This window comes from Campylobacter concisus (assembly GCF_002913745.1).
Classification (GTDB): Bacteria; Campylobacterota; Campylobacteria; order Campylobacterales; family Campylobacteraceae; genus Campylobacter_A; species Campylobacter_A concisus_R.
Window position 1 is genome coordinate 17,357 of record NZ_PPCG01000031.1, and the last position, 25,765, is coordinate 43,121.

A 25,765-nucleotide genomic window follows, 5' to 3' on the forward strand; every position below is an offset into this window, starting at 1 on the left:
CCTTTTTGCTCTAAAATGTCATCACCTGATCGCACTCTCTCACCCACTCGGACAAGATATCCATGCTGCCTTTCACCTCAGCCTCAAAATAAGGCTCTCCCACATGCAAACCGCACCTTGTTTGGCAGCTACCACAAACCTTAAGCATCGCGCCACCAGCGTATAGCTCTTTTAGCATCGCTACTAGATCAACGTCGTAGTTTTCTGGCTTTTTGGTGCTATTTCGCGCAAGATCGACTGCGTCGTTCATGAGAAAGATCCTAACATCTTCGCCCTTTTCTTTTAGCGCTCTAGCCAGCCTTAGTGCGTTGTAAGCGTTATCCGTACCGCTATATGGCTGATTTGTAAATATAAATAGAAATTTTTTCATCTATTATCCTTTTGCTAAAAATGTAGTGCAAACTGGACAAATTTTAGCCAAGCTAGGTAAAAAGGGGATAAATTTATCTAAAAAGCAAGAGCATGCCGATCGTGCAGACGATGATGGCAGTGCAAATTTCAAGTAGCCTTAGGTGTATTTGTAAAAATTTCTTTAGCATAGCTCCGCCAAGTGCGTAGATATTTAGCGCGCAAAACTCGATGAAAACGAGCGTTACGGTGATAACGCACATGCGAGTGAGACTAAAAGGGTCATCTTTATCCAAAAATGTAGGCAGCAAGGCTGAGAAAAATATCCACGCCTTTGGGTTTGAGACGCTAACGATGAGGCCATTTATAAACATCTGCTTTTTGCTTGGCAAATTTGAGACATTTGTGATGCTAAGTTCGCCCTTGCCAAAAAAGAGCATCACACCAAGATAGAGCATATAAAGGCCTGCGATGATATTTAGCGCCTTAAATGCGTATTCAAAATGATGCAGCACCGCTCCCACGCCAAGCATGCAGCTAAACGAGACAAACGTGATCGCTAAAAGCTGCCCAGCCATCACGAAAAACGAGTGCTTGTAGCCAAAGCTCATACCAACGCTCATCGCATAAGTCATGTTGATGCCTGGCATCAGAGAGATAGGTGCAAGGGTGATAAAAAATAGCAGGAAATTCATGAGATGCCTTGAAATTTTAGTCAAATGCTAAATCAAAATCTATAAATTTATGATAAAAGAAGGCTTTATTAGCAAATTTAGCTTGCTTTTGGACGTGAGAAATTTGGCTTTAGAGCTAGGACATTTTTATCTAGAAAATTTAATAAATTTAGTGCAAAAACAAAGGCGATTTTGTATCTGTTTCGCAACCTAGATGGCAAATTTATCTTTTGCCACGTAGGCACTCTATAAATTTAATTGCCTTTAAAGCTGGCTAAATTTAAACCACAAAATAGCCCACTAAAAATTTAGAAATTTAGGCTATTACTGTTATCACGCCAAGCCCTTTGTCGGCGGCATTTTGATAAAAATTTAAAAGCCCAGCGAAGTGCTCTCTTAAGCTCGCCATTATATCTTCAAATTCGCTCTCGCTCCCAAAGATATCAGGATAAGTGTTTGAACTAGCAAATTCTTTTAAATTTATATTTGCTAAAAGTGCGCTAATCTCAACATTTTTCATCGCCCTAGCTACCTCTTTTACATCCGAAACGTTAGTATAAGAGATCATCTCGCTTAGCTCTTCGTTTAAGGCACTTCGCCCAAAAATTGCCCAGCTAAAAGGCTCATTTGAGCTAAAAATATCGCCAGTCTTAAGCCTCTGCTTGAAATTTTTACCAGTTAGCATCTTACACATCGCGTCCCAAAAATTATTCAAGTCGTATTCGTCCAAAAGCTCTCCGCCGCCGCCATTTTTGATCTTTTCTATATCATCTTGCAAGTAGGCGTAGTAGTGCGCGCTGATACCCATTTTAGAGCCTTAAATTTTAGTGTGAATTTTAAAAAAGAGAGGGCGGAGCTATAAATTTAACAGCTCCGCACAATAAAAAGCGGATATCGTGAGATGATTTTAAATATTACGCGTAATTTTTCTACCAAATGAGAAAAATCAAAGCTCACTTAAAAGCACTCGCGATATCTCCGCTAAAATTAAGCTTAGTGAGTTAAGAAAAACTCTTGAATTTTAGCTTTGTCGCTTGTTTTTGTAAGAGCAAGCATCAAAAGCACCCTAGCTTTTTGAGCGTTTAGGTTGTCGCTTGTTAAAAAGCCGTATTTTGCGTCATCAACTTCGCCATTCATAGTTGTCTCGCCGCTTCCCACACGTGAGTCACGAACTACCACTACGCCAGCTTTTGAAGCCTCGCCAAGTGCGTCAAGTACGCTAAAGTAAGGGTTGCCGTTGCCAAGACCAGCGCTAACGATACCTTTTGCGCCGTTTTTAACAGCCACATTTACAAAGTCAGGGTTGTCATTTGCGTGAGAGTAGATGATATCAACCTTTGGAAGCTCTTTTACGCCAGTTAGATCAAAAGCTGAGCTTGCTGTGTGTTTTCTGATCGGATTCATATAGTATTTTACGTTGCCGTAAAAGACTGTGCCTATTTTGCCGCTGTTTGGTGATTTAAATGTATCAACGCCTGTAGTGTTAGTTTTTGTCACCTCACGAGCCGCGTGAATTTCGTCATTCATAACAACTACAACGCCCTTACCTACGCTATCTTTGCTGATAGCAACGTTTACAGCGTTAAATAAATTTAGCGGGCCATCTGCGCTTAGTGAGCCACTATTTCTCATCGCACCTACAAGCACAACTGGTTTGTCGCTTTTGACGACTAAATTTAGAAAGTAAGCTGTCTCCTCCATAGTGTCTGTGCCGTGAGTAACGACGATACCATCGGCTTTGCCGCTGTTTAGAAGCTCATTTATTCTATTTGCAAGCTTAAGCCAAACTTCGTTGTTCATATCTTGTGAGCCGATATTTGAAATTTGCTCGCCTTTTATGGTAGCGATCTTGTTGATATCTGGCACGGCTGCGATAAGTTTATCAACCGTAACAGTTCCAGAAGTATAGCTAGAGTCAAGCGAGCCTGAGCCGCTTCCTGCTATCGTTCCACCAGTAGCTAGGATGTAGATGGTTGGCTTAGCAACCGCTAAAGTAGCACCTAAAATCATGAGTAACACCGCCTTAAAAATTAAACGCATTTTAGCTCCTTTGCATTAAAATTTGCTAGAGCATTATAACGTCATATATTTAAAAAATTTATTAATTTTCAAAATTTATATTTATTTAAAAAATTCTTATCAAAAGCATATAAATTCCAGTCGAAACGACTATGCTAAGAAGGGCATTTTTGAATTTCAAATGCACCAAAACAGCCGTAAAAACCGCCACTATCTCGCTTAAGCCATATGGAAACTCACTAAATTTCGTATCTTTTAGCCCGTAACAGACCAAAACGACCATTATCATCATACCCATGTGCTTCTCAATGGCGTCTAAATAAGGGTTTGGCTTATAGTTTCTTAACGCATAAAACGGCGTCGCCCTCGTTATAAAAGTAGCCAAGGCGCTTAAAAGCACCGCTACAAAAAGCACCATCTCGCTTGAACTTACACTTATCAAATTTTATCCTTAAACAAAAGCAAAAATACAAAACAAAGCGCCATCGAGCCAACCAGCACAAATTTAGCTGGAAACAGGCTCACTCCAAGCACGCCAAAAAAGGCTGCTGCAAAGAGCACGCGGTAGTTTTTATCACTTTTAAACATCTCGATGACGACCACTATAAAAAGCGAGGTCAAACTAAACTCAAGTCCCCTTGTATCGGTCTTTATAAAATCGCCAAGTATCGCACCAAGTAGCGTTCCAGCCGCCCAGTATGACCAAGATAAAAGATTTAGCCAGGTAAAGACAAAACTTCGATCACTTGCATCTTTTAGCCCCAAATTTTTAAATATCGCAAAGGTCTCATCTGTTAGCAAAGCGATGTTTAAAAGCCTAAATTTAATCCCGCTATACTCTTTTAAAAGTGAAATTCCATAAAAAGTGTGACGCAAATTTACAAGATAGCTCACGATAAAGACCTCAACATAGCTCGTGCCCACACTAAAGAGCGAGAGCATCATAAACTGCGCTGCTCCGCCGTATCCAAGCATGCTAAGCGCCATGGCGATAAATACGCTCACTCCCATGCTCTTTGCCAGCACGCCAAAGGCGACACCAAGCGGAAAATAGCCCATAAAGATAGGAATGGATAGTTTAAAAACGTAGTTAAATGTCAAATTTTACCTTCATAAAAAGCCAAAATATTAGCAAAAATTTAAAAATTTAAATTTAAAGAGGCGTTTTTGCTTTTATAAATTTAACTAATTACTCGCATTTTAAAACTAAATTTTATAAAATAACAACAAAATTTATAAAGAAAATTTCTATGAAAAAGATAGTTTTACTAATATTTTTAACACTAAATTTAATAGCCTTAACAACAAATCCAAAGATCAAAATCCCTCAAGCAAATAGCTGTAATATCGAGGATAACTGCATTGATTTTAGTCGCAGATACAGCGATGATGAGTATAAAAGGCTATTTGGAATTTACAAAAGTGAGTGCGAGGTTAAAAATTTAGACGCATGCATCTATCTGGCTGAGTTTTATAAAAACGGACTTGGCGTAAAAAAAGACGCGACAAAATCACTAGAAATTCTTAACAAAGCTTGCGATGAGAGCAATAAATTTGCCTGCCACAACCTTGGTGTTGAGTATCAAGAGATGAAAGAATACAAAATGGCTTTAGATGCTTTTAAAAAGGGCTGCGATCTTACGCTTGTTCAAAGCTGTTTTAACATCGCAGTTTTATATAATAACGGCAGCGGAGTAAAAATAGACTACAAAAAGGCTGCTAAAATTTACAAAGAAGTTTGCGAGCAAAATTTCTATGAAGGGTGCTACAACCTAGCGGTTTTATACCACAACACCCCTGGCGTAAAGCGCGACTACAAAGAAGCGATAAAACTTTACAAAAAGGCTTGTGATAGCGACTTTAGCATCTCTTGCTACAACCTAGCGAGCTTATATCAAGAGCAAAAAGAGTATGAAAAGGCCAGTAAGCTCTATTTTAAAGCTTGCAAGCTTGACTTTGCCGATGCTTGCAATAACCTAGCCAGCCTTTACGACGACGCACTTGGCGTAGAAAAAGATGATGAAGTGGCGTTTAGATACTACAACAAAGCGTGCAGGCTAGATAGCGCAAGTGGGTGCAAACATCTTGCATACTTTTGCTATCATGGCATAGGCACAAAAAAGGATAAAAAGTTGGCAGAAAAAGAGCTTAAAAAAGCTTGCAAACTAGGCCTTAAAGAGGCTTGCGAGATCGTTAGATATTTTCACTAAAGAGCGTTTATGAAAAATTTGATTTTGTTTTTATCCCTCATTATGCTTTTAAATGCAGAAAATTTAGACGAGATGTGCCAAAGCGAGGGCGATATAAGAGCAAATTTAACGAGCTGTTACAAGGCCGCTGTAAAAATTTATAACTCATCAAGCAATGATAAAGATTTTAAAAAGCTACAAAAGATATTTTTACTAGCTTGCGAAAATGATATAAAAGAGGGTTGTTACAGCGCTGCGCTCATCTATCTAAATGGTTACAACGACGTGGGTAGCGAGCTTAATCAAACTATCATATTAAATAGATATGCAAGATTTTTAAACTACGCGCTTTTAGATAACGGCAAAAAAGAGGACAAAACGACTGCCAAAAGCTACTTTCAAAGATCATGCGAGTTAGGCTTTAAAAAGGGCTGTGATATGAGAAATTTACTAGATAAGCTTGGGTATTAAATTTGATATTTACTATAAATTTAAAGCTTTTTATCTAAACTTATTTAAATTTTTAAAAAGGCAAGCAATGAAAAAGGTCGTTTTATTTTTAGCCTCTGCGGTGCTTTTGTGGGGCGTAAATTTAGAGACAAAAACGCTTGAGTCTAGGTGCGAAAACAACGACGCTAAAAGCTGCTTTGAGCTTGGTAATAAATTTCAAGAGGGCAAAAACTACCAAAAAGCGGGCGAGTTTTACAAAAAAGCTTGCGAGCTAAAACACGCAGGCGCTTGCAGTAGCGTAGGCGTGCTATACGACATGGACTACATAAAAGATGTGAATAACAAAAATGCAGCCAAATTTTACCAAAAGGGCTGCGAGCTAAACGACGGCTTTGGCTGCGCAAGGCTTGGCTTTGTCTATACGCTAGATAAAAACTATCAAAAATCAAAAGAGCTATTTTTAAGAGCTTGCGAGCTAAAAGATGGCGACGGATACTACGGCCTTGGGCTTTTATACTATGACGGAAATGGCGTAGAGCAAGATGCCAAAAAGGCAAAAGAGCTTTTTGAAAAAAGCTGCGATCTGGGCCACCCTGCTGGCTGCAATAGCCTTGGTATGATGCTTCATAGCGGAAAATACGTAGAAAAAGATCAAAAAAGAGCTAGCAAACTCTTTGCAAAAGCTTGCGAAATGGGCTTTGCAGATGCTTGCCACAACCTTGGGGTTATCTATTTTGAAGCAAAAGGCGATAAAAATTTAGCCAAAAAGTACTTTGGCAAGTCCTGCGAGCTAGGCAACGACGAAGACTGCCAAATTTACAATGCTCTATAAATTTAATGCACCTGACTTTTGGGGCCCTTGCCCTTTGGGGTCTTATGTGAAAAGTAAAAAACATCAAGCGTAAAAGCAACGAGTATAAGTCCAACAATAGCCAAAGTCGCGTCCATATCACCTACCTTTTAAGTCCATTTACTATCTCTAACATCGAATCGCTCGTAGTTATCGCCTTTGAGTTCGCCTCGTATGCGCGCTGACCGGTGATGAGATCAGTCATCTCTTCAACAAGCTGCACGTTACTCATCTCGACAAAGCCCTGTCTAATGGTGCCAAGTCCGTCAAGACCTGCTACACCTACCACCACGTCGCCGCTAGCGCTTGTTTGAAGGTAGTTGTTATCGCCCATCGAGTGAAGACCGGCTGGGTTTATGAAATTTGCTAGCTCGATCTGACCTATCTGAGCCATATCGGTTTCGCCAGCTTGAAGCACTGAGACGGTGCCGTCTGTGCCTATTGAAATTTGCGTCGCATTTGCAGGGACTGTGATCTGAGGGATGAGCTGGTAGCCGTCGCTATTTACGATCGTGCCATTTGCGTCAAGCTTAAATGCGCCATTTCTAGTGTAAGCCGTCGTGCCATCAGGGAGTTGAATTTGAAAAAAGCCGTTGCCAGCTATGACCATATCTAGGTTGTTGCTAGTCTCTTTAAAATAGCCCTGAGAGAAAATTTTATTTATCGCTGTTGGGCGCACGCCAAGGCCTACTTCGATGCCTGTCGGGCTTGTAGTAGTTTGGCTAGTAGCCGTGCCTGCGTACTCCATGACTTGATACATAAGGTCAGCAAATTCAGCTCTATTTTTCTTATATCCATAGGTATTTACGTTTGCGATATTGTGTGAGGTTACGTCTATCTGCGTCTGCTCGGCGATCATGCCAGTGGCCGCAGTGTAAAGTGATCTCATCATAGTTTTATCCTTTTATTAAGCTTTTAGGGCTAGTTTTTGAACAGCATCTTGGTTAAGGTCAGTCATGTGGCTTGTCATAACCTTTTGATACATATCAACTAAGCGCTGGGTTTCTATTAGACCCACCATTTCTAAGACTGGATTTACGTTTGACATTTGAGCATATCCTTGCATCACGCTGTCAGCCTCGTCAAGCTCGGTTATGTCGTCAAAATTTCTACTCTCAAAGAGATTGTCGCCGACCTTTTTAAGGTCTCTTATCTCTCTTGGCTGAGCGATGTAAAATTTAGAAAATTGATTGTTATTTGAGTATAAATTTCCATTTTTATCAACAGTTAGCACCTCGCCTTGTGGCACTTGGATGCCTCTTTGACCTGGATTTTGCGCTTCATAGCCACTTGGCAGCACCCTGTAACCCTCTTTTGTGACGATATATCCGTCCGCGTCAAGGCTAAAAGAGCCATTTTTGCTAAGTTTTACGCCATTTGGAGTATCGACTAAGAAAAATGCGTCCTCTCTTTTTATCGCAAAGTCAAGCGTGTTTGAGCTATATTTAAAGCCACCAGCGCTAAAGTCAGTATATTCTTCGCTCACTTGTGGTACGCGGTCAAGCGTTCTATTTAGAAATTTAGCTCCGTCTTTTGTGTGATTTTTAAGCGGAAGCTCATCTTGCGTCTCTTTAAAAATTCTCGCAAAGTCGCCGATAACTACGTCGTTTCGCTTGTAGCCGATCGTATTTACATTTGCAAGGTTGTTTGAGATGACATTTAGTCTGTTAAACTGCGTTACCATGCCAGCAGTGGCTTGATAATAACCATTTTGCATAAATTTTCCTAATCAAAATTTGATTTTTTAGAATTACTAAGCAATCATCGTTCCAACTTTCTTTTTATACACTTTTAAAAAATTTTGGGTATAATCCACTTTCTTTTAACCAACGCTTAAATCACAATGATACGATTTGAAAGGAAATTTATGAGCGCCGCAAAAGACTCTTTTTCTCAGATAGAAGAGCTTTTTGTTGAAAATGCAAAAGGCTTTTTGACATACGAAAAATTAGTAAAATTATTAGACAAAGCTCCGACGGCTACGGTAGTAAAAAAGATAGAACAACTAGCAAAAACAAACAAAGTCCAGCTCATCACGTCTGCTGAGGCTGCAAAACTTAGAAATTTAGCTGATGCTAAAAAACGTCAAGAAAATGCTCAAAGAAGCGACCAAGATATCGACGAAGATCTCGATCTTTCAGGTGAGAGCGACCTTTTAGAGTGGTCAAGATCAGATAGTCCAGTAAGGATGTATCTACGAGAGATGGGTCAGATCGCACTTCTTACAAAAGAAGAAGAGGTCGAGATCAGCAAGAGGATCGAGCTTGGCGAAGATATCATTATCGATGCATTTTGTTCGGTGCCATTTTTGATCGATTTCATACTTGATTACAAAGAGCCACTTATCAATAGAGAGCGCCGCGTAAAAGAGCTTTTCAAAAGCTTTGAAGACGAGAGCGAAAATGAAGATGGCGAAGAGGATATAGACGAAGAGGATGAAGAGAACGAAGAGAACGAAACTCCTAAAAAATCAGCCAAAAACGACAAACGCGCAGAAAAAGTTATAGAGAGCTTTAAAGCCCTTGAAAAGGCTAAAAAAGAGTGGTTAAAGACCGCAAACAAGCAAGATAAAGTAGAAAGCGACGACACAGCTTCAAAGATGACGCTTGCGTTTAAAAAGAAAATTTTAAAAGAGAAGCTAATGGATCTTGGTCCAACAAGCAAACTCATCAGCGAGATCGTAAAATCAATGGAGACGGCTCTGAAAAGCGATGATGAATTTGACAGAGAGCTAAAACGCTTGGAGTATCGCTTGCCGATGTTTAGTGACGAGCTAAAGAAAAATCACAAAAGCATCTTAAAAGATATCATCAAGCTTAGCAAAGAAGAGATCGCAGCTCGCGTGCCTGAGGCTACGATGGTCTCAACTTACGTCGAGATCAAGAAGCTTTTTACGACAAAAGAGGCGAGCAAACAAGGCTTTGACCTTGAGCCAGCAAGACTAAAAGAAATTTTAGAGCAGATCAAACGCGGAAAGAAAATTTCAGACGAAGCAAAAGCTAGAATGGCCAAGTCAAACCTCCGTCTAGTCGTAAGTATCGCAAAACGCTACACAAACAGGGGCTTGCCGTTTCTTGACCTCATTCAAGAGGGTAACATAGGCCTTATGAAGGCGGTTGATAAATTTGAGTACCGAAAGGGCTATAAATTTTCAACCTACGCCACATGGTGGATCCGCCAGGCTATCTCGCGCGCGATCGCCGATCAGGCAAGGACGATCAGGATACCTATCCACATGATAGAGACGATAAACCGTATCAACAAAATCAACCGAAAATACCTCCAAGAAGAGGGAAAAGAGCCTGACGTAAGCGTCATCGCAAAAGAGGTCGGACTAAGCGTTGATAAGGTAAAACAGGTGATAAAGATCACAAAAGAGCCTATCAGCCTTGAAGCTCCTATCGCAAACGAAGAGGATGGTAAATTTGGAGATTTTGTTGAAGACAAAACTTCACTATCACCGATAGATCAAATTTTAAAAAGTGACCTTAGAGAGCAGATTGACGATGTGCTTTCACAGCTAAATGAGCGCGAAAAAGCGGTTATTTCGATGAGATTTGGTCTGCTTGAAGATGAGAGTGACCGCACACTTGAAGAGATCGGCAAAGCGCTAAACGTCACTCGTGAGCGCGTCCGCCAGATAGAAAGCTCGGCTATTAAAAAACTAAAACACCCAAAAGTTGGTAGAAAACTCAAAAACTACATAGAGGGCTAATAAGCCCTGTCCTTTTTGGGCGTCCGCATCTAAACTATGCAAATTTCTGAAATTTACTTTCTAGTCTATAATTAAGTTATTTTTGCGACCCAAGTGTTGTGAAAAAGGCTGGTAAGGAATTTAATGTTTTTGTATGTGTCTATACCCTATTTTGGCATATATATGCTCTTTGTTTGGATGGCTTTTTATCTTTGAGAAATTTGTTAGCGTCTATACCCTTTAAAGGACTTTCTCTTTGAAAAATTTATAGCATCTGTACCCAAAAATTGTTTTAAACATTACATATGGCTATCATCTTAAAACATAATTAATTTAACCTTCGTTTTGAGGGTACACTTGCTATAAAAATAGATAAAAAAGGGTGCACTTGCTACAAAATTTCAATCAATTTCCAAAAACAATAACCAAAAATTTTAATTTACAAATATGTTTTATAAGTTAAAAAAGTAGAAATAAAAAAAAGAGAGAGTTTTACCGGCCAAAGACCGGTAAAAATTTATTCGCCTAGAAGTTTATCTAGTTTTGCAGCCAAGCTCGTAGTGTCGTGAGCTTTAGCTAAAGAGGCAGCATGTAGCTTTAAATTTGCTTGTAAATTTTCTTCCAAGCTCTTTGCGATGTCGCTGCTATCAAGATTCTCTACGCTATTAGCATTTGCTACGCTTCTAGCAGCTAGAGCGTTCATACCTCTAAATACAGCATTTTGTGTTGAGCCGATCTCTGAGCGAAGTGAATTTATATTTTTCAAAATTTCACCTGAATTTGAGCCGTCCTCTTTCACGTCTAAAAGAGCATTTGTGCTTAAATTTATATTTTTTGTACTCTCGCCTGTGAAAAATCCAAGCTCAGCGTCAAAAACGTTTTTACCGTTAAATTTAGCCTCTTTTACGCTGTCGCTCATCGCATTTTTTAGCGCATTTATCTCGCCTCTTATGCCCTTTTGCTCGTTAGCTGAAAGAGCTGGGTTTGAAAGCTTGCTTGATAACTCACCGATCTTATCCGCACTCTCGCTTAAATTTAAAAGCGTTGAGTCAGCGATCTGGAGCATGCCGATCATATCGTTTGCATTTGCCATGCCCTCGTTTAGGACATTTGTTTGCGAAAGTAAGCTCTCTGCGATTTGCAAATTTGCACCTGATGCTTTGATCTCGCTATTTGCAGAGATGGCGTTTAGCGCCTTTTTCTCGCTATTTTTAGCTTGATCTAAATAATAGTTTCCTGAAGCCTGGTTTGCAGTATAAGTTCCTAACTTCATATCAACTCCTTTTTTAGTAGTTTCGTGATGGATTTTACTATAAATTTCATAAAAAGTTGCAAAAATATTTCTTAAAGCAAAAAATATTATAAAAAGAATTTAGAAAAAAGCCATTTTTCCTAAATTCTTTCCCCTTTTTAGTCTTCTAGTCTCACTGCGATTGATTTTTTGTGGGCTGTTAGTCCTTCGGCTTCAGCTAGCTGCATGCATGGTTTGCCAAGGTGCATGATGCCTTTTCTGCTAACTGAGATGATAGAGCTTCGCTTCATGAAATTTTCAACTCCAAGCGGTGAGTAAAATCTCGCACTTCCGCCAGTTGGCAAGGTGTGGTTTGGTCCAGCTAAATAGTCGCCCATCGCTTCAGGCGTGAAGTGTCCAAAAAATATCGCTCCAGCGTGTTTTACCTCGTCCATATAGCTCAAAGCGTCGTTTGTAGCGATCTCTAGGTGCTCCACAGCAAGCTCGTTCATCAGTTTAAAGCACTCCTGCAAATCTTTTGCAACGATGATAGCGGCTTTGTTTCTCATGCTAGCACTTGCGATAGGCTCACGTTTTAGTGTTTTTAGCTCGTCCTCTATATGTCCTTGCACTGCCCTTGCAAAGGCCTCCACTGGTGTTATCAAAAAAGCACTTGCGATCTCGTCGTGCTCGGCTTGTGAGAGCAGATCAATCGCTATGTGGCGAGGGTTCGCGCTATCATCAGCGATCACGCCTATCTCGCTTGGGCCTGCGATCATATCGATATTTACGTCGCCATAAACTAGCTTTTTAGCAGTCGCTACATAGATATTGCCAGGTCCTGTGATGACATCCACCTTTGTCACGGTTGCTGTGCCGTAAGCCATCGCTGCGATCGCACTTGCGCCGCCTATTTTAAAGGCTGTTTTGATGCCACATAGATGCATCGCAGCAAGAAGTAGAGGATTTACCTTGCCCTCTGGCGCTGGAGTGCAAACTACGATCTCTTTTACGCCTGCAACGATTGCTGGGATAGCGTTCATGAGAAGCGAGCTAGGATATGCTGCCTTGCCGCCTGGGATATAAAGGCCAGCGCGATCAACTGGAGTGTATTTAGCGCCTAGCAAGATGTCGTGCTCGTCTTTGTAAGTCCAATCGCTTGGCTTTGTGCGCTCGTGATAGCTTTTTATCCTGTCGTGGGCTAAATTTAGAGCCACCCTTAGGGCGTTATCTAGCGAGTTATAGGCTGTTTCCATCTCTTTTACGTCGATTATTATGTCGTTTTTGCTTGTGACATTAAATTTATCAAATTTGGTTATCTGCGAAAAAAGCGCGCTATCGCCATCTTTTTTTATCTCGTCTATGATGCCTGCAACCACTGGCATCACGGCACTCATGTCATTGTCGCTTCGTCTAACAAGCTGCGAAAATCTACTCTCAAAGTCAGCGTCGCTGCTGTGTAAAAATTTCATTTATGATCCTTTATTTTTAGTTTTCTCTCATATCTTTGTTTTTGTGTAATGTTACCCAAAATTCCGCCTTGGTGGATATATAAAATTTCGCTCCCAAGCTTATCTAAATTTGCAAAAAGCGTCATAAAGCCCACTGGGTCGTAAATCAGCTCAAATTCAACACCACTTTTGCACACTTCAAGCCAAATTTCATAAAGCTCTTTGTATAAATTTCCAAAATGATACTTCTTTGGGGGATTTAAAATTTGCACTTTGCTGTTTTTATCTAGCTCATAAATTTGCTTTTTGAGATAGTCGCTGTCTCCTACACAAGGAGCTGTAAAAACCCTAAGATCAGTGTGCTTTGCTAGGTAGCATGCGCTTGTGCCTGTTCCTGAGGGCAAGAAAATATCAGGACTTATGCCATTTTTTTTGCTCCACTCATTGATCTCATTTGCTTGCGTGATAAAACCAAGCTCAGCCTCACTCTGCGCCACGCCCTCGTTTATAAAGAGCGCATTTTCGCTCTTTGCTAGCTCTTTAGCAAATTTCTCACGCTCCTCTTTTACAAAAATTTCCATGCCATTTTCAAGTGCAAATTTGAAATTCCCAACTGGATCTTGCTCTAAATTTGAGCTTAGATGAGAGATGGCGTAGTAAAATTTAAGCCCTTTTAGCTTGGCAAAAAGACTTAGGCTATACATGGCATTTGACTGGCTTGAGCCGTGAGATACGATGGCTTTGACGCCGCTAAGATCGACCTTTAAAAAATACTCCAGCTTTCTTGCTTTATTGCCGTTAAACTCGCCTAGCAGATCATCTCTTAAAAGCCAAAATTCTCGCTCTCTTAAGCGAATTTTATCAATCACCCTTAAACTCCAAAAATTTCTCTATCTCGTTGATAGCCTCTTTGTTTGAGAGTGAAAATTTGATCTCTATGCGCCTTGAAGCGTCCTTGTCCTCGGCTCCGTCTTTAAAAACTAGCTCGTTGTAGCTTCGGCCACTTGCGACAAGCAACTTTCTAAGGCGCGCATCATCGCTAAATGAGTTTATAAACTCCATCACCGCGTAGGCTCTTTTTTGTGAAAGCTCTAGGTTGTAAATGTAGCTTCCGTCACTATCTGTAAAGCCCTCTATGACGATCTGATCGATGTTTGAGGCGATCTCCTTATCATTTAGAAGCACATCAAAATACTTACTAAGCGTGGCCTTTAGCTCCTCTTTGACCTCTTCTTTTAAGACCGCACTTGCCTTATCAAAAAGCACTGAGGAGCTAAGCTTTAGCGCGCCTGAGTTTGGGTCGATCTCGATGCTATTTCCTAGCCTATCTTTTAAGGCGGAGATCACTTTTACCCTTATGCCAGTTATGTTTTTGACCCTGTCACGAGTGACGTTTAAGTCCCTTAAAAGCTCGTCATATCTAGCCTCTCTTTGGCTTACTTGCTCGATTAAAAAGGCGATCTTGGCTAAATTTTTCTCGCCGCTTGCATTTGCGTCGCTAAGCGCTCTATCTTTTGATGAAATTTCATCATTTAGCACGATCATCTTTTGATTTAGATCAAAAATGCTCGCATTTAGCTCTTTTATGCTCGCATTTGCGTCCTTGTTTTCCTCTATGAGCTGGGCTAGTTTTTCTTTTAGGGCGTCTATTTGTATGACAAAAATTTCATTTGATTTTTTTAAATTTATGTTTTCGTCGCTTATCTTTGAAAGCTCGCTTTTTAGGGCGTCATTTAGCTCTTCAAGGGTGAAATTCTTGCCCTGAGCGTCTTTTAAATTTGCTAAAGCTGCGATGATGGCTTGCTCTTTATTTTCAAGGGTGTTTTGAGTTAGGACGTATTTTACGACGACAGCGCCTATTAGCAGCATAAAAACAAAGAGCAGACCCGCCATCAAGTCTGCGTACGAAACCCAAAAGCTCGATTGATCCTCGTTATTTTTGTTTATTTTCATTGCACTAGATTTTCGATTTTTTCTATTACAGAATTTGCTTCTTTATCGATCTCGTCTATGTTCTTCTTAAGCTCAGCAATGAGGCTCTCGCGCTCTTTTTCACGCTCCAAGCTCCTGCCCTCTTGCTCGTAGGCTGCCTTAAATATCGTCGCACTCTCTACAAGCGAGGCTCTAAATGCCTTTAACACCTCGTTTTGCTCTTTCATCAAAGAGAGAGAAAATTCTTTTAAAATAGCATCAAAACTCTTTATAGTCTGCTCAAATTTAAGCTGGCTCTCTTTTGTAGCGTTTAAATTTCTGCTAAAAATTTCGCCAAGTTTTGCATGCTCGGTTAAAAGCTTAACCTCCATATCTTTAAAAGCGTTAGAAAACGCGCCAACTGCCTTTAGTATATCGGAGTGGATTTTTACAAATTCATCTTGTTTTAGCCCAGATTCATTTAGCATTTTTAAACTTGCGCTAAGCTCGGCTTTGCTTTGGTTTATGATATTTTTCTCGACCTCGCAAAGCTCTTTTAGGCTGTTAAATTTCTCATTTACCTGCTCGTTTAAATTTCTTATAAATTTATCGTCAAGCACCATTTTAAAGGCATCGTGACTATCTTTAAAGTAGCCAACACTTGCTTTCATGAAATTTGCATTTAGCTCATTTCCCTGCCAGAAAAACTCACGACTAAGCTCTTTTTGCTCGCTATAAAATTTCTCAAATTTACTAATGCCGATCTTTTCAAAAAACATCCACCAAAGCGCTAAAAATATACCATAAATCGATACATAAAACGCCGTAGCTACGCCGTTTAGCAGTATAGCGATCTCTTTTTCAAGTCCGTTTGCAGTGCTTGAGCTAAAGCTTGGCATGGAGATAGCGATACTGATAAATGTGCCTAAAATTCCAAGCATAGGAAAGACTGCTTGGCCGATGTTTGCTAGGTTGTCATTTCTAAAATTTCTTGTATAGCTCTCGAAAAAGTCTTCAAATTTAGCGTTTGCCTTTTTAACGCCTGAAATTTCAAAGAGATGAGAGATGATAAATTCTTTTAGTCTTATCTTGTAGTCTTTGGCATTTGCTAAGAAATTTGAGTAAGCGACCAAGGCGCTGTGGCGTGAAAATATAAAAGCGACGAAGAGTATAATACCCATCATCACGATGGTGTGAAGCTTCATCTGAAAATTTATAACGCCAAGATACGCTAGTATTGCCAAGATGTAAATAGCTAAAGGGATAAAGATAACTTTAAAAAAGACAAAGAAAGAGTGAGCTTGGCGCTCTTTTGGCACGCTTAGCTCACTAAAATCATTTTGATTTTGCATAGGATTAGTTCCTATTTAGGCAGTTTAAGTCGCTAAAAGCAGTCTGAAGACGCTTAACCATGCTCTCCTCGCCACTTCTTAGCCATTTCCTTGGATCGTAGTATTTTTTATTTGGCTTATCATCGCCCTCTGGGTTGCCGATCTGACCTTGCAAGTATGCTCTATTTTTAGCCTCATACTCGCGTACGCCGTCCCAAAATGCCCACTGCGTATCGGTGTCAATGTTCATCTTGATAACGCCGTAGCTTACAGCATTTTTGATATCTTTTAGCTCACTGCCACTTCCGCCGTGAAATACAAAATTTACAGGCTTGTCGCTTTTTGTATTAAATTTCTTAGCGACGTAAGCTTGTGAGTTTTTAAGAATTTCTGGTCTTAGCACAACATTGCCCGGTTTATAAACGCCATGAACGTTACCAAAGCTAGCTGCGATGCTAAATTTATCGCTTATCTTACTTAGTCTTTCATAAGCAAGCGCGACGTCCTCTGGCTGGGTGTAGAGAAGCGCGTTATCAACGCTTGTGTTATCTACGCCATCTTCTTCGCCACCAGTGACGCCAAGCTCGATCTCTAGGCTGATACCAAGCTCGCTAAGCTCTTTTAGATACTTCTCGCATGTGCTTAAATTTTCGTTGATATTCTCTTCGCTAAGATCAAGCATATGAGAGCTAAAAAGTGGCACGCCGTGAGTTTTTTTATACTCATGGCTTGCTTTTACTAGCTCATCTATCCAAGGCAAAAGCTTTCTAGCGGCATGGTCAGTGTGTAAGATGACTGGCACGCCGTAAGCCTTGGCAAGCAGATGAACGTGCTTTGCTCCAGCGATCGCACCAAGAACGGCTGCGTTTTCGCAGGCTTTACCAGCGTAAAAACCTGCACCGCCATTACTAAACTGAACGATAACAGGCGAATTAGCAACCTTTGCCGCTTCTAAAACAGCATTTACTGAGTCGCTGCCTACGACATTTACAGCAGGTATTGCAAAACCTTGCTCTTTGGCATAAGCATAAAGTTTTGTTACATCATCTCCGCTTAAAACACCAGGTTTTACGATATCTAAAACGCCCATTTTATCCTCCAAATTTTATTTGTATTCTATCTTTGCTTTTTGGCGTAGAGCTTCACTTTTTTGTCTAACAGCAGCTTGGAATTTCTCCATTTTTACAGCTTGCTCGATCTCTGGTTTTGCTTGCTCAAAGCTTACAGTACCAGCAGCTTTACCATCTTCTTTTAAGATAACATGGTAGCCAAACTGAGTTTTAACTGGCTTAGTTGAAACTGTGCCATTAGCCATTGAAAATGCTGCGTCCGCAAAAGGTTTTACCATTTGGCTTTGACCAAACCAACCAAGCTCGCCACCGTGTGCTGCTGAGCCTTTGTCGATTGATTTTTGGCTTGCTAGCTCTGCAAATTTCTTAGTTAGAGCCTCACCTTTTAAATTTTTAAGTTGAGCGATGATGTCATTTGCTGTTTTTTCATCTTCAACTAAGATATGTCTTGCTCTTGCTTGAGCTGGTTGGTTCATGCTAGCTTTGTTTTTGTTATAAAAATCTCTTAAATCGCTATCACTTACTTTTATACCGTCAAATAGTTTTCTCATATAAAGCTCAACTGCGATGCCCTCTTGTGCAGCTTTTACAGCCTTGATGTAATCAACATCTTTTTCAATGCCTGTCGCTTTTGCGTCTTTTAAAAGAAGTTTTCTGTTGATTAGATCGTCGATTATACGTTTTTTCTCATTTGGTTGAAGCTTGCTAGCGTCAAATCCTGGCATAGCTGCTGATAAAAGTGCTGAGATATCGCTATCATTTATAGCATCGCCATCAACTGTTGCAACTACTGCTGCGTTTAGAGTGACAGCTGCAGCTAAACTTAAAACTGCTGGAAACAAAAATTTTTTCATATAAATCCTTTAAAAAATTGATTTTATGGGCAAGATTATATCAAATAATGCGGTAACTTTTCGTTTAACTTGTAATTTTAGGTAAAATAACCAAATGAGAACAAAAAAAGATATTTTAGAGATAAAAAGAAGACTTTTAGACGAGTTTAAGGACGCAAAAAGCGAGCTTAAATTTAGAAATTTATATGAACTTCTTGTTTGTGTCATGCTCTCAGCCCAGTGCACCGACAAAAGGGTAAATTTGATCACACCTGCCCTATTTGAGGCATATAAAGATGTTTTTGAGCTAGCAAGTGCAAATTTAGCCAGTTTAAAACTCATGATAAACTCATGCAGCTTTTTTAACAACAAGGCTCTAAATTTGATCAAGATGGCAAACAGCGTGGTTGAGCTTTATAACGGAGAAATTCCACTTGACGAAGAGAAGCTAAAAGCCCTTGCTGGAGTTGGGCAAAAGACCGCTCACGTCGTGCTTTTAGAGGCTACAAATGCAAATGTAATGGCTGTTGATACCCATGTTTTTAGAGTATCACATAGACTTGGTTTAAGCAGTGCAAAGACGCCAGAAGCGACTGAAGATGATCTAAGTCTTGCCTTTAAAACCGACCTTGGCAAGCTTCATCAAGGCATGGTGCTCTTTGGACGCTACACCTGCAAGGCTAAAAAACCGCTTTGTTTTGAGTGTATACTAAGCGATCTTTGTAAGAGCAAGGATAAGGCTATTTAGATTTTCTCAAGCTTTGCTATGAAATTTTTAGCATTTATAAAGCCGATCGTTCTAAGTGTTTTTTGCTCTTCGCCGTTTTTAAAAAGTAGAAGTGCAGGCGGATCGATGAGCCCAAAATTTCTTAACATCTCATCATTTTGCGCTCCGCCACTTGTTACGTCGATGCGAATAAGCGTAAAATTTGCTAAAGCATTTTTCACGCCAGCGTCTTTAAAAGTGATATGCTCTATCTCTTTGCAGCTTGCGCACCACTCAGCGTAAAAATCCACCAGCACTGGCTTGCTTGAGCTTTTTATCATCTCGTTTAGCTCGTTTAAATTTCTGGCTTGTTTGAAATTTAGCTCGCTCTCGTTTTTGGCTAAATTTAGCCCAGAAAGCGGCGAAAAGGCATCTTTTGAGCCCAAAAATGCGCCAATTATTAGCATGAGCGAGTAGATAAAAACTAGCACGCAAAGCGCTTTTTTAAATTTAGCCCAGCCGCTATTTGCTGCCTCAAACGCTCCAAGATAAATGGCCGCAAAGACACCTATGACGCCATAACCAAGCAGCTCAAAAAATGCTCCAAGCACGCGTGCTAAGATCCAGACAGCCATGATGAGCATCAAAAAGCCAAAGAGTTTTTTAACTTCATCCATCCAGCCACCAGGCTTTGGCAGGAGCTTGCCAGAGCTTAGCCCTATCACAAGAAGCGGCGCGCCCATGCCTAGCCCCATGACAAAGAGCATGATGCCCCCATAAATGGCATCTCCGCTTTGCGCGATGTAAAGAAGTGCGCCTGCTAGCGGTGCTGCCACGCAAGGCGAGACGATGAGCGCTGAGGCAAAGCCCATGATGAAAACGCCGATTAGGCCTGAGCTGTTTTGTGACTTTTTGCTGATTAAGTTTTCAAATTTTGACGGCAGTTTGATGTCGTAAAAGCCAAACATACTAAAACTTAAGATGACAAAAATGGCCGCAAATGCGCCAAGTACGTAGATGTTTTGCAAGGCCCCTGCAATGCCAAAGCCAAGCAGACTTGCCCCAACGCCAGCAAGCGCGTAGGCAAGGCTCATCGCGACGACATAGACTAGCGAGAGCAAGAAGCCTTTTTTGGCATTTAGGCTGCCGCCCTTTGAGACGATGATGCTTGATAAGATCGGTATCATCGGAAAGACGCAAGGCGTGAGCGAGAGTAGGAGGCCGTAGCCAAAAAATGTCGCAATCGAGATAAAAAAGTTTTTGCTGCTTAGCTCGTTTGCGATGCTTTGATCTTCTGAAAGCTCGGTAAATTCAGGATTGGTTTCATCTTTTTGCTCTTTTTCAAAGGCTATGATGCTAAATTTGCCAAATTTCTCAAAGATGTCATAAATTTTAGTTTGCGGGCGGTAACAGATGCCATTTTTAGCGCAACCTTGATAGTTTAAATTTAGCCTAGCATTGCCGTTTTTAAGATGCTCTTTTACTAAATTTAACGGGATAAATAGCGAAAAATCTTTTGGGTAAATTTCATATTCGCCGGTGTTTTCACTTTTTGGCATATTTAAGAGGCTGTTTATCTTCTCTTCGCCAAGTTTAACCTCAAAGCTATCTTTGTAAAGGTAGATATTTTCGCCAAATTTAAACTTGATCTCAACGCCTTGTTCGTCGATACTTGGGCTTAAAACAAATGCCTTGCTAACATCTAAAACCTCGGCAAAAAGTGAACTTGCAAACAAAATAAGAGAAAAAATAAATTTAAAAAACATGCTAATCCTTGCTAAATCAAAAGAGATGATTTTAGTCTAAATTCTTAAATTTATTCTATTTTATAGTAAAATCTTGAAAATTTTAGAAGGAGAGAAGATGTCAAAGGATAAAAAACACCAAAAAAGCGATAAACTTGGCTACGAAGAAGAGCTAAGACTGCTTCAGATAGAACTTTTAAAATTCCAAAATCATGTCAAAGACAAGGGACTTAGAGTGCTTATGCTAATGGAGGGGCGAGACGCAGCCGGCAAGGGCGGCACGATAAAGCGCCTAACAGAGCATTTAAATCCACGTGGTTGCCGTATCGTGGCGCTTACAAAACCAAGTGATGTCGAGAAGACGCAGTGGTACTTTCAAAGATATGTGACGCATCTGCCAAGCGCTGGCGAGATCGTCATCTTTGATAGAAGCTGGTACAACAGAGCTGGGGTTGAGCCAGTGATGGGTTTTTGCACGCAGGCTGAGCATAAGGAATTTTTGCGCGAAGTGCCAAAATTTGAAGAGATGATCATAAACTCAGGCATCATTTTTTTTAAAATTTACCTCTCGATCACAAAAGAGGAGCAAAAAAAGCGCTTTAAAGAGCGTCTAAACGACCCGCTAAAGCAGTTTAAGATCTCTCCAGTAGATCAAAAAGCACAAGAACTTTGGGATCAGTACTCCATCGCCAAATACTCGATGCTGCTAGCCTCTCACAATAGCATCTCGCCGTGGGTGATCGTCTCAAGTGACAATAAAAAAGAGGCGAGGTTAAATGTCTTTAAATTTATCCTAACTCACGTCGAATATCCAAAAAAGATAGATGAGTATCTAAAATACGACAAAAGCGTCGTAAGAGATGGAAGCGAGGAGATCAAGCGCATAGAAGAGGGGCTTAATAAAGATAAGCTAAAAAGTATCGACTGAAAATTAGACTTGGCTGCAAATTTGGGTTTAAATTTACAGCCAAATTTTACTGCTAAACCCACCACATAAATTTAGCCAAAACGACCATTATCAGACAAAGTACAAGGGCTATAAGGTGTGAAAATTTATCAAATGGATCTGGCTTTTTTAAGATAGTGACATTAAAAACGGAGATGAAAGTGATAAGACACATAAGAAGCAAAACTGCGATCTTTGCTAGCAATAGCTTTTGAAAGTCGCTTTGCCACCAACCATGCTCGCCTCCAAGATAGTCCTTTGCCATATATGCCCCACTTATCAAAAGTAGTAAAAATGCCGTGCCAAAAACCTTTGCACTACCTTTTGTATAGGCTTTTTTGACAGCTTCAAGAGTTTGTGGACTTATCGTTTTTTTGGCAAATGGATATATACAAACATCAAAAAATACATATCCTATAAAGATAATGGCGCAAACTAAATGCGTAATGAGAGAAAAAAGATACATTTTTTGCCTTTTTTGTTTGGCATTATATAGATTTTATTTAAAATGATTACTGACATAAATTAAGGCATGGATGTGAGAAATTTAAAGAGCAAGGTTGACTGCCTTGCTCTAGGAGTTTTACTCGACTTCAGCGTCTATTACGTCGTCGTCTTTTTTGTTGTTGCCGCCGTTTGCGCCAGCATTTTCATCTTTTTTATACATAGCTTCTGCAAGTTTGTGGCTAGCTTTGCTTAGAGCTTCTACTTTTGCATCGATCTGCTCTTTTGAAGAGTTTTCGTCTTTTAGAACCTCTTTTAGATCATTTAGCGCAGCTTCGATGTTGCTTCTATCATCAGCTGGGACTTTCTCGCCAAGCTCGCTCATGCTCTTTTCAGTTTGATGAACTAGTGCATCGGCTTGGTTTCTAGCTTCAACTGCATCTTTGCGTTTTTTATCCTCTTCTTTGTGAAGCTCAGCGTCTTTTACCATGCTATTTATCTCATCTTCGCTAAGACCGCTTGATCCTGAGATAGTGATATTTTGGGCTTTGCCAGTCGCTTTATCTTTTGCTGAAACGGTTAAAATTCCGTTTGCGTCGATGTCAAATTCGACTTCGATTTGAGGCACGCCTCTTGGAGCTGCTGGGATGCCCTCTAAGTTGAAGTTACCAAGTGATTTGTTATCCCTTGCAAACTCACGCTCACCTTGTAAAACCATGATAGTAACGGCACTTTGGTTATCTTCTGCAGTTGAGAAAACTTGACTTTTCTTAGTTGGTATAGTTGTGCCTTTTTCGATGATCTTAGTCATCACGCCGCCAAGTGTCTCGATACCAAGGCTAAGTGGAGTAACGTCAAGAAGTAGCACGTCTTTTACGTCGCCTTTTATAACCGCACCTTGGATCGCAGCACCGATAGCTACGACTTCATCTGGATTTACGCTCTTATTTAGCTCTTTGCCAAATGCTTTTTTAACCTCTTCTTGAACAAGTGGCACACGAGTTGAACCACCGACCATTACGACCTCTTTGATGTCGCCCTTGCTTAGACCTGCATCTTTGATGACTTCATTTATCTTAGTGATAGTCTCGCCCACAAGTGAGTCGATCATGCCTTCAAATTTAGCACGAGTTAGCTTTTTGACAAGGTGTTTTGGACCAGTCGCATCAGCTGTGATAAATGGTAAATTTATCTCAGTCTCTTGAGCTGAGCTTAGCTCTTTTTTAGCATTTTCAGCGGCTTCTTTTAAGCGTTGAAGTGCCATGATATCGCCTTTTAGATCGATACCAGTTTCGTTTTTAAACTCACTTACTAGCCAGTCGATGATCTTGTTATCAAAGTCATCGCCACCTAAGAATGCGTTACCGCCAGTTGCCAAAACCTCAACGATATTATCGCCAGTTTCTAGGACTGTAACGTCAAATGTACCGCCACCTAGGTCATAAACTAAAATTTTCTCAGCCTCTTTTTTATCAAGACCATAGGCAAGTGCCGCAGCTGTCGGCTCGTTGATGATACGAAGTACGTTTAGACCAGCGATTGTTCCAGCTTCTTTTGTAGCCTTTCTTTGGCTATCGTTAAAGTATGCAGGCACAGTGATAACCGCGTCTGTCACGCTCTCGCCAAGATATGCTTCAGCATCTTCTTTTAGTTTGATAAGAATTTTTGCTGAAATTTCTTGCGGAGTATAGACCTTGCCAGCTATCTCAACCGCGCAAGCGCCATTTCTATCTACAACATGATATGGCAAGCGAGCCTTTGCCTCTTCAGCATTTTTTTCATTGCTCATCAAACCCATGATACGTTTGATAGAATATATCGTTTTTTCAGGGTTTGTAACTGCTTGACGTTTTGCAACATCACCTACTAAAATTTCACCTTTGTCTGTAAAAGCAACAACAGATGGAGTTGTGTTTTTACCCTCTTTGTTTGGGATAACCTTGCTCTCGCCGCGCTCAAAAACGCTCACACAAGAGTTTGTTGTACCTAAGTCTATACCTATAACTTTTGACATATTTTTCCTTTATTAGATTTATTTTTTAAATTTAGTTTGCCACACTGACCATGGCTGGGCGCAAAACCCTACCATTTATCATATAGCCTTTTTGTAAAGCTTGCACGATCTGACCGCTTTGCTTCTCCTCGCTATCAACCCTTAAAACGGCATTATGCACATTTGGATCAAACTCGGCATCAGTTTCGATCTCACTCACACCATGCTTTTCAAAACATTTCTTAAACTGATTTATCGTTATCAAAATGCCCTCTTTGATCTTTTTAGCAAATTCATCATCCTCTGGGTCAAAATTTGCAGCGATCTCGAGCGCATCGATGACTGGTAGCAAGTCCCTTGCAAATTTCTCATTTGCATAGCTTGCAACATCTGCTTTCTCTTTTTCATAACGCTTTTTAATATTTTCAAACTCAGCATTTGCTCTGTAATATTTATCAGTGATCTCGCCAAGCTCTTTTTCGAGCTTCTCAACTTTTGAGATATCGCCAAGTACGTCTAAATTTACGCTATCGCTAGCTGCCTCTTGCACTGGCTCGACCTCAGGTAGATTTTGCTCTTTTACTTCTTCGCTCACGCGGCCTCCTTTATTAGATTTATAAATTTCACATAATCAGTATAAACACTGCCAGCACAGATCATCTGCGCCTCGCTACCAAGGTAGTTTGCTTTAAATTTAAGCCCCATGTAATTTTCATCAAACATAGGAGAAAATGTAAGTTCTTCATCCATCTGCAAGCTAAAACTTGGGTCAAAAACCATCTTAAAGCGTCTATCCTTAAACATATCAAAGGCTAAAATTTCATTTTCTTGGAAGTAAATTTTAGTCCTTTTAAGCTCTCTTATCTTGTTTTTTAGTTCGCTTAAGCCAACTTGAGAGCAGATAAGCTCAAGCTTGTCTAAACTAACTCCAATAAGGTTGTTTAAAAATTTATACATCCTAGCATCAAACTTGATGACGATCTCATCGCCACTAAAATTTAAAACCAGATATCTATCATTTAAATTTAAAATTTCTAGCAACTCCTTGTCGATCGTGCCAAAAATCATACAATAAAGCTCAAATTCATCACAGAGCATCTTTAAGCTTCTTGGATCATTTATCTCTAAATTTATGTCGTTTTCAGTAAAAATTTCACTCCAATATCTCCTCATCGCAGCGATAGTTGGGATCCTACCGCCACTGATGTGAAGCTTTGTGATCTCGCCCTCATCTGAAAGCTTTTTGAAATAAACACGTATCGTAGACGCCGGTATCGCCATACTCATGCGAGAGCCAAGCTCGTTTGAGCCAATAGGCATATTGTTCTGCAAATAGGCTTCAATGATAGAATTTAGTATCAAATCGCGTTTATTTGTTTTACTCACTTTTAGCACTCTTTCTTTTTAATTGCTAAGCGGATTATACAACTTTAGTTTATCAATGTCAAGTATATAAGTTAAAAAAATTTATTTATATATATTTAGCCTATATAACTAAAGTTTTCTAATGCCTATAATATAAGCTTTGCGTAAAAAGAAATAAAATTTAAAACAAAATAAGAAATTTAACTTCAACATAAAAACCCGAAATTTCTAATTTTATTCAAAAATTTAAAAAATTTTTATACGTTATAACGTATATTATAAATAATTTTTAGTATATTTAATACTATAATTTGATATTTATATACTATTTTACATTATTTATATAATATTTTAGGTATATTTAATGAAATAAAACGTATAATTCTTCAATGATTGAAACAAGTGACATATTTAATTTACTTCACAATGCAGTTGAAGCAAAAAATATCGGGAAAAAAATTTCACAAGCAAAGATGGCAGAGGATCTTGGCGTGCCGATGAGGACATATCAGGAC

Annotated in this window: 26 protein-coding genes and 1 pseudogene; 7 read left to right on the forward strand and 20 right to left on the reverse strand. The window is 39.9% G+C overall.

Features of this window, described 5'->3' with window-relative positions:
* Window positions 1-10: 10 nt before the first annotated feature.
* The 6 genes from CYO90_RS04195 to CYO90_RS04220 form a co-directional block, all read right to left on the reverse strand.
* On the reverse strand, window positions 11-370 hold the full coding sequence (locus CYO90_RS04195; protein WP_103578569.1) for a DsrE/DsrF/TusD sulfur relay family protein: 360 nt from the start codon (window positions 368-370) through the stop codon (window positions 11-13).
* Between the two features lie 73 nt (window positions 371-443).
* Entirely contained in the window at window positions 444-1,043 is a 600-nt protein-coding gene (locus CYO90_RS04200; protein WP_103578570.1) for a LysE family translocator, read from the reverse strand.
* A 295-nt stretch (window positions 1,044-1,338) separates the two neighbouring features.
* The gene (locus CYO90_RS04205) at window positions 1,339-1,830 is read right to left on the reverse strand and encodes a DUF1877 family protein (RefSeq protein WP_103578571.1); all 492 of its coding nucleotides are present in this window, start codon (window positions 1,828-1,830) and stop codon (window positions 1,339-1,341) included.
* A 185-nt stretch (window positions 1,831-2,015) separates the two neighbouring features.
* Window positions 2,016-3,062, reverse strand: a complete 1,047-nt coding sequence (locus CYO90_RS04210; RefSeq protein ID WP_103578572.1) for a type II asparaginase — start codon at window positions 3,060-3,062, stop codon at window positions 2,016-2,018.
* A gap of 85 nt (window positions 3,063-3,147) precedes the next feature.
* Entirely contained in the window at window positions 3,148-3,483 is a 336-nt protein-coding gene (locus CYO90_RS04215) for a branched-chain amino acid transporter permease (protein WP_002942137.1), read from the reverse strand.
* The gene (locus CYO90_RS04220) at window positions 3,480-4,142 is read right to left on the reverse strand and encodes an AzlC family ABC transporter permease (protein WP_103578573.1); all 663 of its coding nucleotides are present in this window, start codon (window positions 4,140-4,142) and stop codon (window positions 3,480-3,482) included. Before CYO90_RS04220 ends, CYO90_RS04215 begins: the two co-directional genes overlap by 4 nt.
* Before the next feature lie 149 nt (window positions 4,143-4,291).
* Between CYO90_RS04220 and CYO90_RS04225 the strand changes: the two genes are divergently transcribed.
* The 3 genes from CYO90_RS04225 to CYO90_RS04235 all read left to right on the forward strand — a co-directional run bounded on the left by CYO90_RS04225 (window position 4,292) and on the right by CYO90_RS04235 (window position 6,512).
* A complete protein-coding gene (locus CYO90_RS04225) occupies window positions 4,292-5,251 on the forward strand; it encodes an SEL1-like repeat protein (RefSeq protein ID WP_103578574.1) in 960 nt (319 codons plus the stop codon).
* 9 nt (window positions 5,252-5,260) lie between these two features.
* Window positions 5,261-5,701 (forward strand): sel1 repeat family protein, encoded by a 441-nt coding sequence (locus CYO90_RS04230; RefSeq protein ID WP_103578575.1) that lies wholly within the window; start codon window positions 5,261-5,263, stop codon window positions 5,699-5,701.
* 67 nt (window positions 5,702-5,768) lie between these two features.
* Window positions 5,769-6,512, forward strand: a complete 744-nt coding sequence (locus tag CYO90_RS04235) for a tetratricopeptide repeat protein (RefSeq protein ID WP_141090536.1) — start codon at window positions 5,769-5,771, stop codon at window positions 6,510-6,512.
* A 121-nt stretch (window positions 6,513-6,633) separates the two neighbouring features.
* Here CYO90_RS04235 and flgG read toward each other — a convergent pair whose 3' ends face one another.
* Together flgG and CYO90_RS04250 are read right to left on the reverse strand one after the other, a co-directional pair.
* Window positions 6,634-7,422, reverse strand: coding sequence for a flagellar basal-body rod protein FlgG (gene flgG / locus CYO90_RS04245; RefSeq protein WP_002942100.1), 789 nt, complete (start codon window positions 7,420-7,422; stop codon window positions 6,634-6,636).
* Between the two features lie 15 nt (window positions 7,423-7,437).
* Window positions 7,438-8,247: a flagellar hook-basal body protein gene (locus tag CYO90_RS04250; protein WP_103578578.1), complete on the reverse strand. Its 810-nt coding sequence runs from the start codon at window positions 8,245-8,247 to the stop codon at window positions 7,438-7,440.
* 150 nt (window positions 8,248-8,397) lie between these two features.
* Between CYO90_RS04250 and rpoD the strand changes: the two genes are divergently transcribed.
* Window positions 8,398-10,245, forward strand: a complete 1,848-nt coding sequence (gene rpoD, locus CYO90_RS04255; protein ID WP_103578579.1) for an RNA polymerase sigma factor RpoD — start codon at window positions 8,398-8,400, stop codon at window positions 10,243-10,245.
* Window positions 10,246-10,741: 496 nt separating this feature from the next.
* On the opposite strand, the gene CYO90_RS04260 is transcribed toward rpoD, so the two are convergent.
* The 7 genes from CYO90_RS04260 to CYO90_RS04290 form a co-directional block, all read right to left on the reverse strand.
* A complete protein-coding gene (locus CYO90_RS04260; RefSeq protein ID WP_181000207.1) occupies window positions 10,742-11,497 on the reverse strand; it encodes a flagellin in 756 nt (251 codons plus the stop codon).
* A gap of 137 nt (window positions 11,498-11,634) precedes the next feature.
* Entirely contained in the window at window positions 11,635-12,927 is a 1,293-nt protein-coding gene (gene hisD / locus CYO90_RS04265) for a histidinol dehydrogenase (protein WP_103578581.1), read from the reverse strand.
* Entirely contained in the window at window positions 12,924-13,775 is an 852-nt protein-coding gene (locus tag CYO90_RS04270) for a pyridoxal-phosphate dependent enzyme (RefSeq protein ID WP_103578582.1), read from the reverse strand. Before CYO90_RS04270 ends, hisD begins: the two co-directional genes overlap by 4 nt.
* Window positions 13,768-14,859: an OmpA family protein gene (locus CYO90_RS04275; RefSeq protein WP_103578583.1), complete on the reverse strand. Its 1,092-nt coding sequence runs from the start codon at window positions 14,857-14,859 to the stop codon at window positions 13,768-13,770. The genes CYO90_RS04270 and CYO90_RS04275 overlap by 8 nt, the downstream gene beginning before the upstream one ends.
* On the reverse strand, window positions 14,856-16,169 hold the full coding sequence (locus tag CYO90_RS04280) for a MotA/TolQ/ExbB proton channel family protein (RefSeq protein WP_103578584.1): 1,314 nt from the start codon (window positions 16,167-16,169) through the stop codon (window positions 14,856-14,858). The genes CYO90_RS04275 and CYO90_RS04280 overlap by 4 nt, the downstream gene beginning before the upstream one ends.
* 4 nt (window positions 16,170-16,173) lie before the next feature.
* Window positions 16,174-17,238, reverse strand: a complete 1,065-nt coding sequence (fbaA, locus tag CYO90_RS04285; RefSeq protein ID WP_009294115.1) for a class II fructose-bisphosphate aldolase — start codon at window positions 17,236-17,238, stop codon at window positions 16,174-16,176.
* A 15-nt stretch (window positions 17,239-17,253) separates the two neighbouring features.
* Entirely contained in the window at window positions 17,254-18,072 is an 819-nt protein-coding gene (locus tag CYO90_RS04290) for a peptidylprolyl isomerase (RefSeq protein WP_009294116.1), read from the reverse strand.
* A gap of 94 nt (window positions 18,073-18,166) precedes the next feature.
* Between CYO90_RS04290 and nth the strand changes: the two genes are divergently transcribed.
* Entirely contained in the window at window positions 18,167-18,799 is a 633-nt protein-coding gene (nth, locus tag CYO90_RS04295) for an endonuclease III (protein WP_103578585.1), read from the forward strand.
* Here the strand turns inward: nth and dsbD are convergent.
* On the reverse strand, window positions 18,796-20,523 hold the full coding sequence (gene dsbD / locus CYO90_RS04300; protein ID WP_103578586.1) for a protein-disulfide reductase DsbD: 1,728 nt from the start codon (window positions 20,521-20,523) through the stop codon (window positions 18,796-18,798). The two genes, nth and dsbD, sit on opposite strands and share 4 nt — an antisense overlap.
* Before the next feature lie 97 nt (window positions 20,524-20,620).
* Between dsbD and ppk2 the strand changes: the two genes are divergently transcribed.
* On the forward strand, window positions 20,621-21,430 hold the full coding sequence (gene ppk2, locus CYO90_RS04305) for a polyphosphate kinase 2 (protein ID WP_002942696.1): 810 nt from the start codon (window positions 20,621-20,623) through the stop codon (window positions 21,428-21,430).
* Window positions 21,431-21,482: 52 nt separating this feature from the next.
* On the opposite strand, the gene CYO90_RS04310 is transcribed toward ppk2, so the two are convergent.
* The 4 genes from CYO90_RS04310 to CYO90_RS04325 all read right to left on the reverse strand — a co-directional run bounded on the left by CYO90_RS04310 (window position 21,483) and on the right by CYO90_RS04325 (window position 25,271).
* Window positions 21,483-21,914 carry a trehalose-6-phosphate synthase gene (locus CYO90_RS04310; protein WP_103578587.1) on the reverse strand — a complete coding sequence of 144 codons (432 nt, stop codon included), beginning with the start codon at window positions 21,912-21,914 and terminating at the stop codon, window positions 21,483-21,485.
* Between the two features lie 117 nt (window positions 21,915-22,031).
* Window positions 22,032-23,906, reverse strand: coding sequence for a molecular chaperone DnaK (gene dnaK, locus CYO90_RS04315; protein WP_103567949.1), 1,875 nt, complete (start codon window positions 23,904-23,906; stop codon window positions 22,032-22,034).
* Between the two features lie 31 nt (window positions 23,907-23,937).
* Window positions 23,938-24,480: a nucleotide exchange factor GrpE gene (gene grpE, locus CYO90_RS04320; protein WP_103578588.1), complete on the reverse strand. Its 543-nt coding sequence runs from the start codon at window positions 24,478-24,480 to the stop codon at window positions 23,938-23,940.
* The gene (locus CYO90_RS04325; protein ID WP_103578589.1) at window positions 24,477-25,271 is read right to left on the reverse strand and encodes an HrcA family transcriptional regulator; all 795 of its coding nucleotides are present in this window, start codon (window positions 25,269-25,271) and stop codon (window positions 24,477-24,479) included. The genes grpE and CYO90_RS04325 overlap by 4 nt, the downstream gene beginning before the upstream one ends.
* 368 nt (window positions 25,272-25,639) lie before the next feature.
* On the opposite strand from CYO90_RS04325, the pseudogene CYO90_RS10480 reads away from it, so the two are divergent.
* Window positions 25,640-25,765 (forward strand): annotated as a pseudogene (locus tag CYO90_RS10480) (XRE family transcriptional regulator); the annotation flags it as partial.

Bases quoted from the DNA above. Each gene is read 5' to 3' on its own strand.
- rpoD (WP_103578579.1), top strand. From the start codon at position 8,398: ATGAGCGCCGCAAAAGACTCTTTTTCTCAGATAGAAGAGCTTTTTGTT.
- flgG (WP_002942100.1), bottom strand. From the start codon at position 7,422: ATGATGAGATCACTTTACACTGCGGCCACTGGCATGATCGCCGAGCAG.
- CYO90_RS04205 (WP_103578571.1), bottom strand. From the start codon at position 1,830: ATGGGTATCAGCGCGCACTACTACGCCTACTTGCAAGATGATATAGAA.
- CYO90_RS04275 (WP_103578583.1), bottom strand. From the start codon at position 14,859: ATGAAAATAAACAAAAATAACGAGGATCAATCGAGCTTTTGGGTTTCG.
- CYO90_RS04260 (WP_181000207.1), bottom strand. From the start codon at position 11,497: ATGAAGTTAGGAACTTATACTGCAAACCAGGCTTCAGGAAACTATTAT.
- fbaA (WP_009294115.1), bottom strand. From the start codon at position 17,238: ATGGGCGTTTTAGATATCGTAAAACCTGGTGTTTTAAGCGGAGATGAT.
- CYO90_RS04210 (WP_103578572.1), bottom strand. From the start codon at position 3,062: ATGCGTTTAATTTTTAAGGCGGTGTTACTCATGATTTTAGGTGCTACT.
- CYO90_RS04250 (WP_103578578.1), bottom strand. From the start codon at position 8,247: ATGCAAAATGGTTATTATCAAGCCACTGCTGGCATGGTAACGCAGTTT.
- CYO90_RS04290 (WP_009294116.1), bottom strand. From the start codon at position 18,072: ATGAAAAAATTTTTGTTTCCAGCAGTTTTAAGTTTAGCTGCAGCTGTC.
- CYO90_RS04230 (WP_103578575.1), top strand. From the start codon at position 5,261: ATGAAAAATTTGATTTTGTTTTTATCCCTCATTATGCTTTTAAATGCA.
- ppk2 (WP_002942696.1), top strand. From the start codon at position 20,621: ATGTCAAAGGATAAAAAACACCAAAAAAGCGATAAACTTGGCTACGAA.
- hisD (WP_103578581.1), bottom strand. From the start codon at position 12,927: ATGAAATTTTTACACAGCAGCGACGCTGACTTTGAGAGTAGATTTTCG.
- CYO90_RS04280 (WP_103578584.1), bottom strand. From the start codon at position 16,169: ATGCAAAATCAAAATGATTTTAGTGAGCTAAGCGTGCCAAAAGAGCGC.
- dnaK (WP_103567949.1), bottom strand. From the start codon at position 23,906: ATGTCAAAAGTTATAGGTATAGACTTAGGTACAACAAACTCTTGTGTG.
- CYO90_RS04200 (WP_103578570.1), bottom strand. From the start codon at position 1,043: ATGAATTTCCTGCTATTTTTTATCACCCTTGCACCTATCTCTCTGATG.
- CYO90_RS04310 (WP_103578587.1), bottom strand. From the start codon at position 21,914: ATGTATCTTTTTTCTCTCATTACGCATTTAGTTTGCGCCATTATCTTT.
- nth (WP_103578585.1), top strand. From the start codon at position 18,167: ATGAGAACAAAAAAAGATATTTTAGAGATAAAAAGAAGACTTTTAGAC.
- CYO90_RS04195 (WP_103578569.1), bottom strand. From the start codon at position 370: ATGAAAAAATTTCTATTTATATTTACAAATCAGCCATATAGCGGTACG.
- CYO90_RS04225 (WP_103578574.1), top strand. From the start codon at position 4,292: ATGAAAAAGATAGTTTTACTAATATTTTTAACACTAAATTTAATAGCC.
- CYO90_RS04235 (WP_141090536.1), top strand. From the start codon at position 5,769: ATGAAAAAGGTCGTTTTATTTTTAGCCTCTGCGGTGCTTTTGTGGGGC.
- dsbD (WP_103578586.1), bottom strand. From the start codon at position 20,523: ATGTTTTTTAAATTTATTTTTTCTCTTATTTTGTTTGCAAGTTCACTT.